The following is a 16,836-nucleotide window of genomic DNA, read 5'->3' as shown; positions in this document are numbered from 1 at the left end:
CTCAAGCCCACGCACGAAGACAACTATGCTGCCGCGTAGTCGAAAGCCCTGATGTGTCTACCAAACCGGGGCAACTCCATCAGGGCCATCTGGGATCCCATCACGCAAGAGGCGGATCAGCTCGCCGGTGAAAGAGGTGTATTGCTCTCCTGGCGGAGCAACCGCGACCCTGGTAGACCCCGTCGCGCTGATGAGGTACGTGCCCTCGATCTGAGTGGTCCCAACAACAAAGTCGTCGGACCCCATCGCCCCAAGGACTCGCCCGCTGTAACAACAGTCCAGCATGATCACCCGGCGACGGGCCGGGCAGCTGGCTACAAGTTCACGAATCCAGTCGTAAGGAAGCGCGGTAAAGGAGGAATCCGGTCGGCTGCCAACCATGGCGAGCGAAAGATCACCAGAATACGGTGAGATAAGACCATGGCATGAGATGTGGAGGAAGAGCGTATCTCTGGCTTCTGTGACCGCTTCTTCTAACGGGGTCAGCGCCTCCGTGGCGTTGCTCGGGTTCAGCATCAGAGAGGTTGTCGAACGGTCGAAGCTGCCTGTGAGGGAATGGGTGAGCACCTCGCACAGATCATGCATGCCGGCTTCGATCCCTGGTAGATCTGAAAGCTCGGTGTACTTCGCCGTGCCGATGAAAACAGCGCGGGACTGTGCCGGGTCCGGGAGCAGGGGACTGTGTCGACCGTGTTGTCCGGGACGATGTTGTCCATGGACCGTTCTGCTGTCCTTCGGGGAGGTCGCGCGAGGAGGCCGACCGGTATCGCGTGTGCCGGCGAGGACAGCGGTTTTTGCGAGGAGAGCTTCGTCCACTCCCGTTGTCGCATGCGCTGTATCAGAATCTACGCGTACGGGCACTTTGAGGGCTGTATAGGTCTCTTTCCGGTCTGCTTCGTCAGCAGCCAGCCAGAGTCGGTAGAACCGTTCGCCTTCCGCGCTGGGAACCAGTCCCGGATCAAGTCTGTAAGCCCGCTGGGCCATGACCTGGACCAGGCACGACATCAAATCACAGTCTGGCAGCCGGGCCCGGATGAAAACGTCGTGGATCCGGGTGTGGCTAGGAGGGATCGGTAGGAGCCTGCCTTCCCGGACATCAGTTCCCAGGACGCGCAGACTGGGACGTCCGGCGCGGCGAAGTAGATCGTGAAGGGCGTCATTGAGGTTTTTCAACGGCCCCTCGGGCAGGGCTGGCTTTGCGAGACGCCTTCCTTTCACCGCCACGTCGCCTCCTCCGTGCTGGCCCTGCTTTACCGGTACTGCCCAGGCTGCCACTCGTTCTCGTTCGATGTTGTCAGTTTGTGTTGTACGTCGTCTTCCCCTGTAGCAGTCCGTGTTGAGCCATGACTGGGCGCAGATCCTAGAACCGACCGAAAGGAGATCGATGAATACTCGCGCACTACCTCGGCCCGCCCGGCGACCGTCGCCCAAGCGAACCATGCGGCGGCTCGCACATACGGCACTGTTCGCAGCCGTTCGTGGCCTGGCCTACGCGGCTGGCTCTGCGACCGTCGGCTGGATCCTGTGGTGGCTGGCCCAGCGCTGACCGCATTCGCTGGATGGGAAGTCCGGGACAGTCGCAAGGATTGTCCCGGGCGCTGATCCTGATCATGCGGTTCTCTGCTTTGTGGGCGGTCAAGTTGGCGGCGTCCCACTCCCGGCGCGGTTCAATCGTGCCCATGGAGTGCGGGATGCGCTGGAGGTCGCAGGTTCGCGGAACCATGGGGTGACCTGTGGAAACGCCTTCAAGGTCATCCCACGTATATCCCGCAGCCGCTGACATACGGCTGCCTACGGCTGCATAGAGCGGGAGAACGAGAAGAAGAACACACGCAGGTCAGAGGCATGATCGCTGGTCGGAAGAGTGCCCCCGGCATGATTCGAACATGCGACACCCGCTTTAGGAGAGCGGTGGCTGCACGTCGGCTTTGCCGTGTTTGAGCTGCGTAAACACCTCGGCGCGATAGGATCCACGCCAAGATCATCCCGCGCCTGTCCCGCATTAATGTGGCCGGGTGGTGTAGAAGGAAGACCGCTCCGATCCTTCGACGAGCCATCGTCTTGTTGTCCGCTAGTGGCTCGTCCAGGAACGTTGGCCGGGTAGTTGATCTCAGCCGGTGAACCGGTAAGGCTAGCTGCCTCTGCAAGCTGGGAGGTAGTCGTGGTCAGTCCACTTGGAGTCTGCGCACTCTGGCTGACCACCTCATCGCCCCCGATGAGGTGGTCACCCTCAGCCGCGAGCACCTGCGGCGCATCCTGCGCAAGGATGGGTTGAGCTGGCAGACCACCACGACATGAAAAGCGTCCAAGGATCCGCACTTCATCGCCAAGATGCAGCGGGTGTTGGAGTTGTACGATCACCTGCCCACCGACGAGAGGGGCATCTGCGCCGATGAATTCGGCCCGCTGACCTGATGTCCCGCAAGCGGTAGCGGGAGTTTCTGTCCTTCCTGAAGACCCTGCACTCGCGGTGGCCTGGCGAGAGGCTGTATGTGATCATGGGCACTACTCGCCGCACAAGCATTCCCAGGTTCGTGCATGGGCGGCCGAGAACGACGTCGAACTGGTGTTCCTGCCCACTTACGGCTTGTGGCTAAACTGGATCGAGTCCGAGTTCGCCGCGTTGCGCTACTACGCCTTCAGCGGCACCGACACCGCACCCATGACGAGCAGAACGCGGCGATCAGCGGTTACGTCCGCTGGCGCAACGTCCGCGCCCAACCGAAGACCAACTTCGCCGCCAGCTCACCCATCTGAAGCTGGACCAGTTACCCTGCCAAGGTCGCATGACGGGCTACTCACTTAGCTTGGGGCTGGTGCTCCGTGATGCTGTGGCAGTGGGTGAAGGCTGGGGTTTCGCCGGATCCGTTGTGGCCGGGATGGTGGTGGCGAGGAAGATGGTTGCGCCAAACGCCGCGATGGCCGCGCCGATGAGTGCTCGCAGTCGCGCTTTGCGGAGCTGATCTCGGACCTGCCAGGCGTGCGCCAGTTGCAGCAGAGCCACCGAACGCTGCTTGATCGCGGCGACGGTCTCTGTGGCTTCCTCAAGTTTTGTCGTGAGCGTGGTGCGCCGGTCGGGAGGCGTTTCAGCGGACAACATCCGGCTGAGGTTCCTCGCGACTGTTTGATGGAAGTGCAGGCTCCTGCCCAGGTCCGTCATCGAGTGGCCGAACGGTCCGTAGAACGCTTGAGGTTCGCTGGAAACCCGCTGCCGTAGGTCTGCCAGGGACGGTTCGGTGTCTATTGACTGCGGTGTGGTGAGCGGGGGAATCAGCGCCTCGGCAGTCCACCAGATCGCTAGCCCAATACCGACGAGGGCGATGATCAGGCCGACACAGGCGACAATCGCTCCGCTCAGGTCATTGATCTTGCCAGCGGCGGCAATGGGGCCGCCGCCCAGTAGGGCCGCACCTGCCGCAGCTAGGGCCACTACGATCCATTTGGCTGACGCGCGCATTTCCGCGACGGCGTCGAGCGGAGACAAGCTTGGGGGAGCAGGGCCGCTGGACAGTACAGGATCGCTCATCGTGGTTCCTGCTCGGTGCCGCCGAAGGGTGAGTCGAAGTCCTTGAGAATGGTCCCCATGCCGTCGTCGAGAGGTGGCTCGTAGCGGATCCAATCCGTGCCGTCGTATACCTCCACCTCGCCACTTGCGGCGAACCTGGTCATTCCCACGGAAAGTGGTGGTTGGGGGCTGCTCATGATGACATCCTAGACATTGACTGCTCTTAAAACGCTCGTTCTGGGGGTGCGCGGATGATGGATGAGCACGCCGGAGTAGCAGTCGCGGCGGCGAGAAGGATGGCGCTGGCGCGTAGTTGGAACGCGCTGATGGACGAGATTAGGAAGCGGCCGGGTTTCGAGGATTTCCTGCACCCGCCTGGCATCGCCGAGCTGCTCCCAGCAGCCGCGTCCGGGCCTGTCGTCATCGTGAACGCCAGCACGTGGCGGTGCGACGCCCTAGTTCTGACATCCGATGGTCTGCTGTCGATCGAATTGTCCGGCCTGACATTCGCAGAAGTTCTGGAACGCACGGATCGATATCTGCGGGCAATCCAAGAGTTCGAGATCGCGCATAAGAAGGCCGCTCGCCTTGACAACAGAGCAGCCAGTCGTAGCGAGTACTGGGCGGCCAGGGCCAGCATGGAGCAGATCCTGATCGCGACTCAAGAATGGTTGTGGGATCGTTTCACTGAGCCGATTCTCGACAGGCTCGGCCTGCTAACTATTCCGCCCGCGGATGAGGCAGAATGGCCGCGTGTTTGGTGGTGTCCAACAGGGCTACTGGCGCTGATGCCGCTCCATGCGGCCGGCTATCACGCACAGTCTCGTACGGTCCTCGATCATGTGATTTCGTCTTATACACCGACTGTAAAGGCACTTCTGGAAGCACGTCGGCAGGCTTTGGTCCGGCCTGCGGTTTCTCCGGAGGACCGACTACTTGTCGTGGCGATGGAGAATACTCCGGGAAAGACTCAATTGGTGAGCGTGGCCCGCGAACGTAAATTATTGGAGGCTATTTTCGCGGGTCGGCACACTGTCCTGGCTGACGCTGCGGCGACGCGCGCGGGCGTGGCAGCTGGCCTTGCCACACACCGGTGGGTCCATTTGAGTTGCCACGGAACTCAGAATTTGGCGGATCCGTCGCGCGGCGGACTTTTGCTCGCTGACGGCATGTTAAGAATCGCCGAGCTTGGCGTCGACCATCACCACGGTGAGTTTGCCTTCTTGTCCGCATGTAAGACGGCGACCGGCTCGATCGTTCTTCCCGACGAGGTCATGACACTCGCCTCAGCGCTGCACTACACCGGCTTCTCTCATGTTGTGGCCACCTTGTGGTCGGTGTGGGACGGCGCGGCCGCTCAGATTAGCGAAAAGGTTTATGGCTATCTGGCGAGGAACGGCGGATTCGATCCCGACGAGTCGGCGGTTGCTTTACACCGGGCCGTCCGGAGCTTGCGGGACCGCCAGGACAATTGGCGGCATCCCAGTTCTTGGTCGCCATTCGTCCACACCGGCCCCTGACCAGGAAACGAACTATGATCAGCGATGACGTCGCGAGCGCACTACACGACGTACAACGGCGCCTTGAGGATTTCCTCTCCTCAGCTGACCCGTCGGTGCTGTTGTCCTCCAGTGCCACTCAGGCGCTCGAAACGATCGAGGCGGCCATCGATGGCGATGCGGATCTCTACCTGAACCAGGCGGCAGGCTGGATGCGCTGGCATCGCTACGTCCTGGTCGGTGAGGAGCAGGAGCAGGAGCAAGCCGAGATCACCTCCGCACTAGAGCTCTTCCGTCCCGTCTATCACATTCAGCCAGAAGCAGTACCTTTAAAGCTGCGTGAGGTGTTCGACCAGTACTTCGCTCAGAACATGGCGCAACACAACGCGGCCCTAGATCTGCTGGAGGAGTTTCAAACCAGTGGTGACCTCCGTGTGCTGTACAGCTCGGTGGAACTCCTGCGGGTGACATCGGCGAAGGTATCGGGAACCGACCGCGAAAGCTCATGCCTGTCGAATCTGTCCTACGCGCTTCGCATCGTTTTTGACTTCACCCATAAAAGTGACTTCCTTGATGAGGCAATCGCCGCTGCGCGCGCGGCCTTGGAGTCCACCGACGCCGGCTCGGACGAGCTCGCCAACATACTGGTCAATCTAGGAAACGCACTGCATACCCTCCACGAGCTCACCGGTGACGCCGCTGTCCTCGCCGAGTGCGTCGACGTCTATCGGGAAGCGGCAGAGGCCGCCCCCGAGGGGCACCCCGATCGGGTCTCGGCCCTGAGTGGACTGGCGGTTGGACTCTCCGCGCGCTACTCCACCGGGGGCGAACTTGAAGATCTTGACGACGCCATTCGTCAGAGGCGTCTCTCTGTGGCGGCTCTCGACCAGTTAGCAGGGCTGCCTAGGGACTACGGGCTTGACGAAGCCGCCGTGTGGTTCGGCCTTGGGACGGAGCTTCATAGCCGCTACCAACGGACGGGGCGAGCATCCGATCTCCACGAAGCCATCGAGATCCTTGAGCGGGCACGCGACCTGACCGGACCGAGTGACCCGTACCTACCGTTCCGCTATCACAATCTGAGCAACTGTCTCAATGATCTCCACGAGTTGTTCGGCGACCTCTATGCACTCCACCGGGCGGTCGACCTGTCACGAGCCGCCAACCAACTGGTCGACGACTCTCATCCTGGAAAGGGAATTTACCTTTCCAGCCTCTGTAGTGCCCTGAGCAACCTTTTTCGTGAAGAGGGCAGGCCCCAGGAACTGATCGAAGCTATCGATGCCGGGCGGAGGGCTATCAAAGTTATTCCCCCTGGGCATTCTTCTCAAGGAGCGGCGTTCTCCAATCTCGGAAACGCCTTGCTTGAGGAATATAAACGCACGGGCGACCAGGCGATCCTTCATGAGGCGGTCGAAACAGGACGGGCAGCGGTCAAAGCCACGTCGGCGAGGGGCAGCAGCCGCGCGGCGCACCTGGCGAATCTGGCCATGTCTCTTGCGCTCTATGCGGACGTGAGCGGAGCCGGCGCACTCACCGAGGCGATCCAAGCTTGCCGAACCGCTCTGGCAATAGAGCCGACAGGCTCCCCGGCATACGCCCTATACCAGGCGAATCTATCCGGAATGCTGGTGCTGGCCCATCGCCGGGGCGGCCTGTTGGATTTGCTGTCCGAAGCGATCGATCTCTCCCGTGACTCACTGGCCCAGGCACCGGCGGGTAGCAACCAGATCCCCTCGCGGATGGATGCCCTCGCGTCGGCGCTTCGAATGTGGCACGACAAGGTCGGGGATCAAGATGCTCTTCTGGAAGCCCTGAGTCTGAATCGGCAGGCACTGTTGGCGGTGAATCGTGAGTCCGTGCACTTCGGGCCATATCTCATGAATCTTGGCGCGACCCTCCACCGTCTGTTTCTGCTTAGCAGAGACGTGACAGCCATGGCGCTGGCGGTGGAGTTCGCCCGCCGGGCAGCGCTCGCCTTTCCGCCCGACAGTCCCTATCGGCCTACAGCCCTGTTCAGCATCGCCAGAGGTCTGGAGCTTCTGACTGATGGTGAAACCGCGCCGACTCTGCTGACCCGCACCATGGACGCGTATACCGCCTGCATGGATGCGCAGGAAGGGACGGGTGCAGGGATCTTGCCGATCACCACTGCGCATCGTATGGCGGTCGTCGCCATGAAGGCTAATGCGCTGGAACCGGCGGCTGACGCAGTCGAGATGATCGTGGCGTTGCTCCCTCAAACAGCCGGCCGCGCGTTCGAGCGTGTCGAACGCGAATATCGCTTGCAGTACTTCAACGGGCTTTCTTACAACAGCGCCGGAATCATGCTGGCCAACGGGCGTCCCGAGCGTGCGGTCGAGATCATAGAGGCGACCAGGGGGATGCTCCTCGGCGAAGCCGCCGAGGAGCAACGGAGCCTGGCGAGATTGCGTGACGCCGCTCCGGACCTAGCGGCCAAGCTCGAGAGCCTCATTCAGCAGTTTAGTGACACTGACCATCAGTCGACGGCGCAGTTCAGCTAGTGTTCTACGCCTGAGATTCGTCGGATATGAGGCAAAGGGCTAGAGGATCTCCTCGGTCGCCTCGCGTCGATCGACCCCTCAGGATGCGCTCCTCGAGATTGCTACTACCATCTGTGCCCTAATGAAGCCCGCTGAGAATGAGCACCGACAATTGGCAGTTCCGTGCTGGAATCGTTCACAGGAGTTGAGCGTCGGCAGTCTCGCTGTAGGAGAGGGATGACCGTACGGCTGACTCATGTGGTGTGAGCTGCGCGAACGCCCTGCGCAGCCCGTACCCTTCGCAAGATCATCCCGTGCATGTCCCGTATCCGCCGAGGCTGGCCACCATGTCACTCGGTGACAAGGTTCGACGAAGTCCGAAGAGCCTCGTCTCCGCCTCACCATGGGAGAACATCCTGTACCGAGGGCGGAGGGAGGGGTTTTGCCAGATCTGGATGCTGTCTGTGTAGGGCCGCCAGTGCGTCCTGTATTGGCGGCACTTTTAGTTCAGCCAGCAGGTCTCGTGTGGCGCGGTCTGTGGAGTGCAGCACGACTCCGTGTCTGCCGCGGGTGGCCAGGACACGGTAGATGTTGCGGATCAGCCGGTGGCGGTTCGCCCCCCGAGTTGCCCGGTCCTTATTATCGGCGGATTTCCAATGATCACCGGCCCAGGTGTAGTCGGATCCCATGATGACGCCCGCGTAGTCCCAGTCGAAGCTTTGGGCGGTGTAGACGCATCCGATCTGGTCGAAGCCATGTGGGTCGGTCGCCCAGAGGGTGCGATCGGGAATGTTGCGGCGCTTGTTAGCTTTGTAGGCGTTCCACGGCCATGCCCAGTCGTCGATGCGGACGTCGGCAACCAGCCGACCACCGATGTATTTCTGAGTCCAGTCCCAGCAGTAGCCTGCGGTGATGCGCGCCGAATGGCGCAGGGCAACCTGCGCTCGAAGGTAATCCTCTATCTGCTGGGGTGTGTCGGCACGCAGGAGCTGGAAGTCACCCTGATATGTCCAGGGGCGGGGATTTGGCCCGTAACCCAGCAGATCTTCCAGCCAATCGACGTACTCAGGGCAGTAGCTGTGGCGAAACTGGTGTTGCAGCCGGATGTGGTGGACATGATCGTGCGGGATTCCCAGTGCTGAGGCGGCTTGCCTAATTTCCTCGGGCGAGCCGATCTCGTCGTTGCGTACGACCTGGTCGGGGTCCAGCAGGAACACCGGTACCCGTGCCGCCTGAATGAGCTCGTGGATCTGGGGGATGTCTGAGCGTTGCTCGAATTTGTCGAAGCGATGGTTGGAGGTCTTACGCAGGCGGTGCGCCTCGTCGCAGATCAAGACGTTCAGGTGGTTGGGCTCGCGGTGCCGATGCTGGTTGAAGTAGGTGAATAGGTCGGGAATGTTGCCATGCCGCCCAGTCACGTGTTTGCGCAAGGCTGCGGAGAACGCCGCGCTGCCCGAGGCGTGGGCCGCGGAGCTACGGAGTCCGTTGAGCGTGCCCAGCAGCTCCAGTGCCAAGACGGTCTTACCCGTTCCCGGCCCGCCGGTGACGATGAACACCTGTTTGGAGTTAGCGCTGAACCCCTCCTCGACCAGGGCCAGTACCTTGTCTACTGTCTCGCGTTGCTCGTCCAGTAGCGGAAACACTCTCCTGCCCCGAACTGCTTCGTAGGCAGCGTGCATGACCTCTTCGGTGGGACGGACATGCGCACGATCGATTCGGTGAACCTGGTCGCGGGCGCCCTCGGCGCTCAATACCGTGGAGAGAAAACGGGCGAATTCCCGCCGGTCGACGACATCCCCGCCGGCCGCCCGAACTCGGTCGGTGTTGATATCCGGGCGCAGTCGACCGATCGGCGGCATGATCTTGGCGACGGCCTCGGTCCGGGCGTTGTGCAGGTTCGCCACACCCCACAATGTCCCGCGCAGCATGGGCACCTGGCGTTCCAGCGCCCGGCAGTAATCCCACACCTGCTCGACCGGGTGTTGACTGTCCTCGGGTCCTGCACCGGGGTGGGCGATTCTGCGGGTGCGCGGGTTGAGGGCGAGTTCCGACCACTGCTTGTTCTCCACAGCGACGGCTGACAGCTCGCCGGTATCGGGATGGGAACCCACGAGCAGCATGTCGATGCGCGCGTTGCTGCTCAAAGTGCTCATCTCTAACAGCACCATCACGTCGCCGAGCCCAGCCAGAAGCATGACGTCGACGACCGTTTTGATGCTGGCACGCCAGGACCGTTGTTCCGGATCCTCGACGGTCATCCGGTACACCTCGCGGGCTCGGCGCGTGAGTGCCCGGACGAGGTCTTCGGTGTCTATCGCGGCTAGGTCGCTGGCCGAACGTGCCAGTAGGTAACGAGGTTTCACCCTCATCGCTCCTCGTGGAGGTGAAATGACGAGTGTGCGCTGGCCCGGACGCCCCGCGGGAGTCCGGGACGCGGCGGAGTGGTGGCCGAGGTCGTACGGTGCGACCGTTTATGAGGGGATGCGGTACTCGAAGCGAGTCGGCCGCAGGTCTTCTTCAGCGGGTTCCCAGTCGGGCAGCAAGGTCACGGTGCCGCCGCTGGTGGTGAAGTCGGGGGTGGTGCCCGCGACGGTGATGTCGCTGACCACGAATAGATCGACTTCGGGGAATTCACGAGCATGCTGAACCTCGTTGAAGGTTAGCTCTACCGATGTGGGGGCACCTGTGGTGCCTTTGACCTCCACGCGGCGCTCGGCGCCAGCCTTGGTAAGGCGCAGGTCGTAGGGTTTGCCAACTTCCTCCACCGTCCAACCGGCCTGCTGGTAGTGCTGTATCGCCAGGTTGACCGCGTGTTGCTCAATAGCCTCGCGCTTTCGCGGGTCGCTCTGCCGTCCGGTGCCCGTGCCGCGCTTGGCACTCCGGGGTGGCCTGGGTTGTGCTGGCAGCGAGACAGGGCGGGTCTGGTTCAACGGGATGACCGGAGCGCTGTCGGTGGAAGGGAACTCAGGAGTGACATCCATGAGTGCGAAGAGCTTGTCGGGATCGAACTTGACCAGTTTGCCGAAGCCACTCTGGGTACCTGACCAGCGGATCGCGTCGCTGGCTGCTTCGGGGAGTGGACCGGTCGGACCCAGAGGGACGGCGGCCAGCCTGGCGAGCGGTTCGATGCCGAACCGCGTCGGGTATTTGACGCGGTGCTCATCGATCTCGTCGGGCCAGTGTGGAGCCGTCCCCTCATAGACATCCCCGACCGCTTGGCAGACATACAGATCGATTGTGCCGTTCAGCCAGATCTCAAGCTTCACCCGCGGGCTCGCGCCTGCTCCGAGGATGACGAAGTCCATCTTGGTGCCCGCGTACTCCTCAAGGCGGCTCGGGAATCCCCAGGACCGAGTCTCGAGTCCGAAGGCGAGGTTGTCCTGCCCCGTAGCGCTCTGGCTCACATGCACCATCAGAAACGAAGCTTCGGCCATGCCGATCACGGTAACCGATGCCTACGACGTTTGTGCCGACAGCTGTGTGAGGCGGGTCGCTCCAGGCAGTATCCGGCGACTTCATGCCATGCCCAACCCTCTTCACTGGCCGCTATGGTAGAAACGATTCCTCGAATAACCTTGGCCATGACTGGATGGAACTTCTCCTCACTGACATGAGCAGGAGCCTGACCGCATGATCCACCTCCAGGATCGATCGACGACCTCGGCCAGCCCCTTTCGCTGAATCTTGCCGAACTGGGTGTCCGCAGTGCCATTGGTGACGATCGTGACCTTCCTATCGGACACGCGGAGCCTCGCCAGCCCCTCCATCGCCTTGGGCCGGCAGTGGACGAGATCGGCATGCGTTTGCGGTAGCAATGGCGTTAATTCCGTCTCAGCTCCTGGATGAGACGACCGGCGGCCTCGATGAAGACGTCGAGATCGAGATCGATGTTCAGTGAGTAGCATTCGGTGTGTCCGCCGCGGGTGAAATGCTTGTTAGCCGGAGTGTACGACCAGCGGCTCACCGACTTCCTGATCAGTTCCTCGGCGGCGACGACAGTCAGGAGGTCCGCGTGCCTCATGTCGATCAGGGATCCGCCGTTTCTGCGGTGAGTACGTAAACGGTTTTCGCCGCGTACCTCCTGCCGGCCCACACCGTACTTGCGGAACACGGTTCCATCGGAGTCAAAGAACTCGAAGATGTAAAGGAAGGAGGGTTGGCCAGCGAGAAAAGGGTCGCGGATCAGTTTTTTGGAATTGTAGATGTTCCGCGGCATGCAGAACCAACAGCCGTTGCCGAGGATGAGGATGTCGGATGCTTTTCTCGTCCGTTCCCGTCCGCAAGTGAGGCAGCGAACCCTGATCTTGTTCCTGATGGTGGTGAATCCGCTCAGGTACTCTGATCCCGCAGCGGCGCATCGTTCTCTCACTTTCTCGAGTGGAAGCGTCCTGGCTGCGAGGTAGCAGCGCCTGCACCCATAAACGGTTTCACCGTTATTTAGCTTGCCCCGGATCTTCCCCACCTTGAGCTGTACGAGGTCACCGCATCGCCGGCACCTCCCCTCCACCAGGGCGTTGGCGTTCTCATATGGACCGCGAAGTTCGATGCCGATGAGTGCGAGAGACTCCCTAGCCTCGTGCGCGGTGAGCCTCCCCAACTTGTTCCGCCGGGCTGCCTCATCCTTCGCGCACTCAATGACGTGATCTCAACGAATTCCCGGTAGGTAGCCGTGCTCGAAGTGGGTGAGGACGAGAGCCGCGCGGGCGATGTCGCCGATTCTGCTGGGGCTGAGGGTGATGTGCTGGAGGGTGCGCCAGCGGCCTTTGAGCAGGGCGAATCCGCGTTCGCCGAGGCAGCGCAGGGCGCGCAGGAGCCGGTTGTAGGTGCGGTTGTCGGGGCTGAGGATCTGATTGTCGGCGGGTTGTTTGATGGGCGTGTGGATGCCGATGCCGGTGCCGTCGTAGCCGCTGTCGGCGAGGGTGGGCAGGCCGCGTGCGGCGGCGGCGTACAGCGCGCCCAGGACGTGGGTGCGGGCGGCGGTCAGGTCGTGGACGGAGCCGGGCTCGACGTCGGCGATCCACAGCGGCAGTCCGCTGGGCGCCGACAGTGCTTGGAGGTTGCCGGCGTGGGTGTGGGCCTTGCCGGAGTACCAGGCGTCGATGGACTCGCCCTTGACGCTGAAGGTCTGCTCGGCGCAGCGGTCGGTGGGGATCAGCGTGCCGTCCAGGATCACATACGCCAGCCCCTCGGTGTGGGCGCGGTCGAGGGCTTGGTGGAGATCCGGCGCTTGAGCTGCGAGAACCTTGATGCCTTCGTGGATGTAGCGGTAGGCGGTGGCGCGGGAGACGCGGTGGTCGCGGCCGAGTTTGCCGATGTCGCGCTCGCCGCGGAACCAGCGCAGCACCATGACCGCCTGGCGAAACGGGGTCAGGGCCCGGCTGCCGGCGGGGGTGGAGCGCAGGTGGCGTTCGTCGTGCAGGAGTCGGGCGAGGTGGTGAACGAGTGCGCGGGAGACGTCGAGCGTGGCACGATGAGCAATCACGTGGAGCCTTCCGGCTGATCGGGTTTCTTGTAGCGAGAGCTCTTCTACCGGAGGCTCCACGTCTGTTTCCGGCCTTCGGTGACTCCTCCCGAAAGGCCGGTAACGCCGCTGGCGGCGTCTAAGAAATCCCAATCACCCGATTTATTTCACTGAGATCACCTCAATGCATCCGGAACCTTTCCTCACGTTCATCAGGCAAGGAGTCGATCGGCGCCCACATACGAGACATTCGCATACGACGCCGGTCATCCTGTCGACGAATTCACCGAGCATGTGGAAGTCGGCATCGAGGAAGATGCTCTCGATGCACGGTAAACACCAGGAGGCTCTCTGCACAGTTTCGGTGTTTCCGCAAATCCTGCAAGGCTTAACGGTTCCCGGGTCCCCGTGTTTCATATACCGCTGGTAGTGCTTGACGCAATAGCCGCGAGCGATCGCCGTCGCTTCGCAGTCGGCAACGGCGCAGATCGGACTTCCTGTGGCCCGTCGATCTTCGTGGGTGCTCCCATACTTGCGAATCCGGTGATAGTGCTTCGTGCAATATCCGCGCCCACCGTTGGCTGAGCGTTCGCAGTCGTCGGCCAGGCAGATCTGCGTCTCACGTGTCACCCCGATGGGCAATTCTGTGGACCCCAGACGCATGAACCTCGCGTAGTGCTTCGAGCAGAATCCCCGCCCCACCGTCTTGCCGAAGCATCCCTCCTCTGAGCAGACCCTCGCGGGCCTCTGCCGCATGTCGACGGTCGGATCGCCATGCTTGCGCCATCTCTCGTAGTGGGCGGTGCACCACCCGCGCGCGACCGTCGACTTCTCGCATCCGGGTTGTTTACAGACGGCCGCACGCAGGGCCTTGTCTTCTCTGTAGTGGGCCAGGCAGAGGCCGAATCCCGCTTTGGGACTACGCGGGTTCGCGCAGCCTTGTCGTGCGCACGAGTCATCCACCTCAGACCTACCGGTTTCTCCGATCAGTGGCATGGCCCGAGTGGGGGCCGACGAACGCGGCGATGCTATGCCACACCTCTGACAAAACCAGGGCTCGGCGTCCGGCTCCACCGGCCACAGGTGCGAGGAGACTCCGCTCCTTGAAAAGTCACCGGACGAGAACTCGTAGTGGTATCGTGCCAAATCCACCTATGAGGTATACAGGTCTCAAATAAAATCCGGGAGAGTGGATGACATTGACTTCAAAGAGACGGCCTGAGTCTGGCTGGCTCTCCGAACACCCCGTCAGCGTTGAGTTCGACCATGAGGCCAATGCTCCACTGAAGTCCGATCAGATTGCCCAGAAAAGCAACAAAAAGTTCTGGTGGCGCTGCTCTCGTAACTCTGAACATCGCTGGCTGGCCACACCGAACAACCGGATCGGCAAGGGGTCAGGCTGTCCAGACTGCAGTGGCACCAGAGTCAGTGACGCCAACAGACTGTCCCTGAACTGCCCGGATGAAACACTGTTAAGACAGTGGGACTACGCGAAGAACTCTCCACTCACCCCCGATAACGTGTCCGTCGGCAGTGCACGCAAAGTCTGGTGGATTTGCGAGAAGGCGGAAGACCACAGGTGGAATGCCAGCGTTGGAAAGCGCGTCGCGGGGCGAGACTGCCCTTACTGCTCGGGCACTCGTGTGTCCTCCAGCAATCGTCTCTCCACGAGACGTCCTGATATTGCAGCCCAGCTCAACGAAGGGCTCTCAGGGGTCTCGGCTCAAGACCTTAGCGTTGGAAGCGGCAAGGTGATGTGGTGGAACTGCCCGATCAACTCCCAGCACGAACCATGGCCGGCTCCCGTGGTCCGCCGCACGGGTGGTCATAAGCGCAGGGGTGCCGGGTGCCCACGCTGTCAACTCGTGCACACCTCTGTTCAAGAGCTTCGCCTGAAGGCTGAACTCGCTACTCTCCTGCCTATCGACCCGGATCGCGTTTACGTCCAGAACGCAACAGGTCGCCCGGAGAAGGTCGACATGGTCGCCGAGGATACCGCAGGGACTCTACGTCTGATCCTTGAGTTCGACGGCGTCTGGTGGCACGACAGTCAGGCAAGGCGCCAGGTGGACACGCGCAAAGCTCGGCGGCTGCGGGAATCGGGCTGGACCGTTGTACGGATTCGTGAGCATCACCTGGACAAGCTCGATGCGAAGTTTGACGTCGTGGTCGATTTTAACGCAGATGCAGACGATGCCGCCGCGGTCGTGCTCGACCATCTCGCCGATCTGGGGGTCATCACCACTGCCGAGGCTGATGACTATCGTGCGATCGAAGGGCCGAAGGCAAGCGCTCAGGCCGAACAATGGATCCGAGAAAAGCTTGGCGAACAAGCGCTGGGGGAGGACCGCCGAAGTCACGCCGAAGCATGGGCCCGTATGTATGCCGCACTGGTGACCTTTGAGGCGGAATCCGGCCACTGCCGTGTCCCGGGAGGCATTCAGATCGAAGGAGTCGATCTTGCGCGATGGGTGCACAAGCAGCGTACCGCTCATCGCAAAGGGAGAATGGACCGCGAGCGTACGGAACAGTTGGGGGAAATCCCCTCATGGGCCTTCGATTCGCCGCATAAAGAAGTGTTCTGGGACGGATATCATCGGTATGCAGCTTGGATAGAAAGCCGCAAGCGCGCCTCCGGGACCGCAGGTGAAAAGTCGGACTCACGTGCATCCACTATCTGGGCCAGTAACCTGAGGATGCGTCGGCAAAGGCTCCAGGCTCGAGGCGAGGACTTGCCTGCGGAGTACATTCAAGCAATGGCCGACATACCCGGCTGGCGGTGGGATCCCTTCGAGGAGGACTTCCATGCGAAGCTGGCGATCTTGAGAGAGTTCATAGCCGAGACCGATCGTACCGTCGCGGATATCAAGCAACGGGATCGATTTAGGGAGCACCGCATTGGATCATGGATCAACAGTTGGCGTACCCGTCGTGACCAACTAACCCCGGAACATCAGCAACTCCTCGAAGCGCTGTCCGGCTGGACGTGGGCTAAGCACAAGGACATATGGGAGAGCAAGTTTGCCGAGCTCGAAAGGTTCACTGCCGCGCACGGGCATGCCAAGCCATCATTTTCCGCTGGTAATGAAGACGAGCGATCCCTGGCCCGCTGGAAGCGGAATAACAAGAACCGCCTGCAGGGAAAAACCGATGAAAAGGCACAACGGTTGCGGCTTTTCCTGGCCCGTTACGGTGAACAGATGCCTTGATAGAGAGGGTCCGAAAACCTCCTTAATGGGCATGTGTATGCCGCATTGACTCGCCTTGGAGCACGGGGGGCCGCCGCTGAAGGGAAAACGAGCTGCGCATCCGACGGATCTATCCGACAGCGATTGGCAGGCCTTTGCCTCCTTGGTCCTGCCGGTCAAGTCGGGTGGACGTCCCGCTGAGCATTCTCGCCGGGAGATCGTCAATGCGCTGGCGTACTGGTTGCGGGGCGGTGCGCCTGGCGGCTGTTGCCGTACGACCTGCCGCCCTGGCAGAAGGGCTACCGCTACCGGCGGCCTCACCCGGGAGCTGGCCAGTCGGCGATGTGCCGAGCACAACGTCGATAGCGATAGGTACTTCGCATTCCACCGGGCCAAGGCGATCAAAGGTTCCCCTTTCATCTCTCCTAGTGTCATGCGCCTGAAATTCGCTACGTAAGTTCCTATGTTGATTCGTATGTCGCATCCGGGTCCATCGGCGGTGAAGATTCATCTGAGTGAGGCTGAGCGTGCTCGGCTGATCGGTATGTCGGCGGAGCCGTCAAGGCTGGCGATCCGGGCGAAGATCGTGCTGGCGTGTGCCGAACCGGGGGCCAGTAACGCGCAGGTGGCACGGGACCTGGGAGCGGCGCTGGCCACGGTACGCAAGTGGCGGGCGGCC

At 61.7% G+C, this 16,836-nt stretch carries 11 protein-coding genes, 1 tRNA gene and 1 pseudogene; 5 read left to right on the top strand and 8 right to left on the bottom strand.

Annotated features, from left to right (window positions below):
- Window positions 1–57: 57 nt before the first annotated feature.
- The 4 genes from ACSDR0_RS45690 to ACSDR0_RS45675 all read right to left on the bottom strand — a co-directional run bounded on the left by ACSDR0_RS45690 (window position 58) and on the right by ACSDR0_RS45675 (window position 3,702).
- On the bottom strand, window positions 58–1,224 hold the full coding sequence (locus tag ACSDR0_RS45690; RefSeq protein WP_435295239.1) for a caspase family protein: 1,167 nt from the start codon (window positions 1,222–1,224) through the stop codon (window positions 58–60).
- Between the two features lie 641 nt (window positions 1,225–1,865).
- A tRNA-Arg gene (locus ACSDR0_RS45685) sits at window positions 1,866–1,960 on the bottom strand.
- An 834-nt stretch (window positions 1,961–2,794) separates the two neighbouring features.
- Window positions 2,795–3,526: a hypothetical protein gene (locus tag ACSDR0_RS45680; RefSeq protein ID WP_435295238.1), complete on the bottom strand. Its 732-nt coding sequence runs from the start codon at window positions 3,524–3,526 to the stop codon at window positions 2,795–2,797.
- Window positions 3,523–3,702: a hypothetical protein gene (locus ACSDR0_RS45675; protein ID WP_435295237.1), complete on the bottom strand. Its 180-nt coding sequence runs from the start codon at window positions 3,700–3,702 to the stop codon at window positions 3,523–3,525. Before ACSDR0_RS45675 ends, ACSDR0_RS45680 begins: the two co-directional genes overlap by 4 nt.
- Before the next feature lie 54 nt (window positions 3,703–3,756).
- On the opposite strand from ACSDR0_RS45675, the gene ACSDR0_RS45670 reads away from it, so the two are divergent.
- Window positions 3,757–5,025, top strand: coding sequence for a CHAT domain-containing protein (locus ACSDR0_RS45670; RefSeq protein WP_435295236.1), 1,269 nt, complete (start codon window positions 3,757–3,759; stop codon window positions 5,023–5,025).
- Between the two features lie 14 nt (window positions 5,026–5,039).
- Window positions 5,040–7,529, top strand: coding sequence for a hypothetical protein (locus ACSDR0_RS45665; RefSeq protein WP_435295235.1), 2,490 nt, complete (start codon window positions 5,040–5,042; stop codon window positions 7,527–7,529).
- Window positions 7,530–7,906: 377 nt separating this feature from the next.
- On the opposite strand, the gene ACSDR0_RS45660 is transcribed toward ACSDR0_RS45665, so the two are convergent.
- The 4 genes from ACSDR0_RS45660 to ACSDR0_RS45645 form a co-directional block, all read right to left on the bottom strand.
- A complete protein-coding gene (locus tag ACSDR0_RS45660; protein WP_435295234.1) occupies window positions 7,907–9,766 on the bottom strand; it encodes a DNA/RNA helicase domain-containing protein in 1,860 nt (619 codons plus the stop codon).
- A gap of 213 nt (window positions 9,767–9,979) precedes the next feature.
- Window positions 9,980–10,942, bottom strand: coding sequence for a DUF3883 domain-containing protein (locus ACSDR0_RS45655; RefSeq protein WP_435295233.1), 963 nt, complete (start codon window positions 10,940–10,942; stop codon window positions 9,980–9,982).
- 386 nt (window positions 10,943–11,328) lie between these two features.
- Window positions 11,329–12,105 carry a hypothetical protein gene (locus ACSDR0_RS45650; RefSeq protein WP_435295232.1) on the bottom strand — a complete coding sequence of 259 codons (777 nt, stop codon included), beginning with the start codon at window positions 12,103–12,105 and terminating at the stop codon, window positions 11,329–11,331.
- A gap of 48 nt (window positions 12,106–12,153) precedes the next feature.
- Window positions 12,154–12,990: a transposase family protein gene (locus tag ACSDR0_RS45645; protein ID WP_435295231.1), complete on the bottom strand. Its 837-nt coding sequence runs from the start codon at window positions 12,988–12,990 to the stop codon at window positions 12,154–12,156.
- A 1,172-nt stretch (window positions 12,991–14,162) separates the two neighbouring features.
- On the opposite strand from ACSDR0_RS45645, the pseudogene ACSDR0_RS45640 reads away from it, so the two are divergent.
- The 3 genes and pseudogenes from ACSDR0_RS45640 to ACSDR0_RS45630 all read left to right on the top strand — a co-directional run.
- Window positions 14,163–14,819: pseudogene (locus tag ACSDR0_RS45640) on the top strand (zinc-ribbon domain-containing protein); the annotation flags it as partial.
- Between the two features lie 15 nt (window positions 14,820–14,834).
- The gene (locus ACSDR0_RS45635) at window positions 14,835–16,178 is read left to right on the top strand and encodes a Helicase associated domain protein (RefSeq protein WP_435295240.1); all 1,344 of its coding nucleotides are present in this window, start codon (window positions 14,835–14,837) and stop codon (window positions 16,176–16,178) included.
- 442 nt (window positions 16,179–16,620) lie between these two features.
- A partial coding sequence (locus ACSDR0_RS45630; RefSeq protein ID WP_435295230.1) for a helix-turn-helix domain-containing protein occupies window positions 16,621–16,836 on the top strand: 216 nt, incomplete at its 3' end.

Source organism: Streptosporangium sp. G11 (assembly GCF_051192615.1).
Classification (GTDB): Bacteria; Actinomycetota; Actinomycetes; order Streptosporangiales; family Streptosporangiaceae; genus Streptosporangium.
Note: the sequence above shows the minus strand (reverse complement) of the source record. Positions and strands in the feature narration are given on the sequence as shown.

Coding starts and splice junctions, on each gene's coding strand:
- ACSDR0_RS45680 (WP_435295238.1), bottom strand. CDS start 3,526: ATGAGCGATCCTGTACTGTCCAGCGGCCCTGCTCCCCCAAGCTTGTCT.
- ACSDR0_RS45675 (WP_435295237.1), bottom strand. CDS start 3,702: ATGAGCAGCCCCCAACCACCACTTTCCGTGGGAATGACCAGGTTCGCC.
- ACSDR0_RS45670 (WP_435295236.1), top strand. CDS start 3,757: ATGATGGATGAGCACGCCGGAGTAGCAGTCGCGGCGGCGAGAAGGATG.
- ACSDR0_RS45665 (WP_435295235.1), top strand. CDS start 5,040: ATGATCAGCGATGACGTCGCGAGCGCACTACACGACGTACAACGGCGC.
- ACSDR0_RS45660 (WP_435295234.1), bottom strand. CDS start 9,766: ATGACCGTCGAGGATCCGGAACAACGGTCCTGGCGTGCCAGCATCAAA.
- ACSDR0_RS45655 (WP_435295233.1), bottom strand. CDS start 10,942: ATGGCCGAAGCTTCGTTTCTGATGGTGCATGTGAGCCAGAGCGCTACG.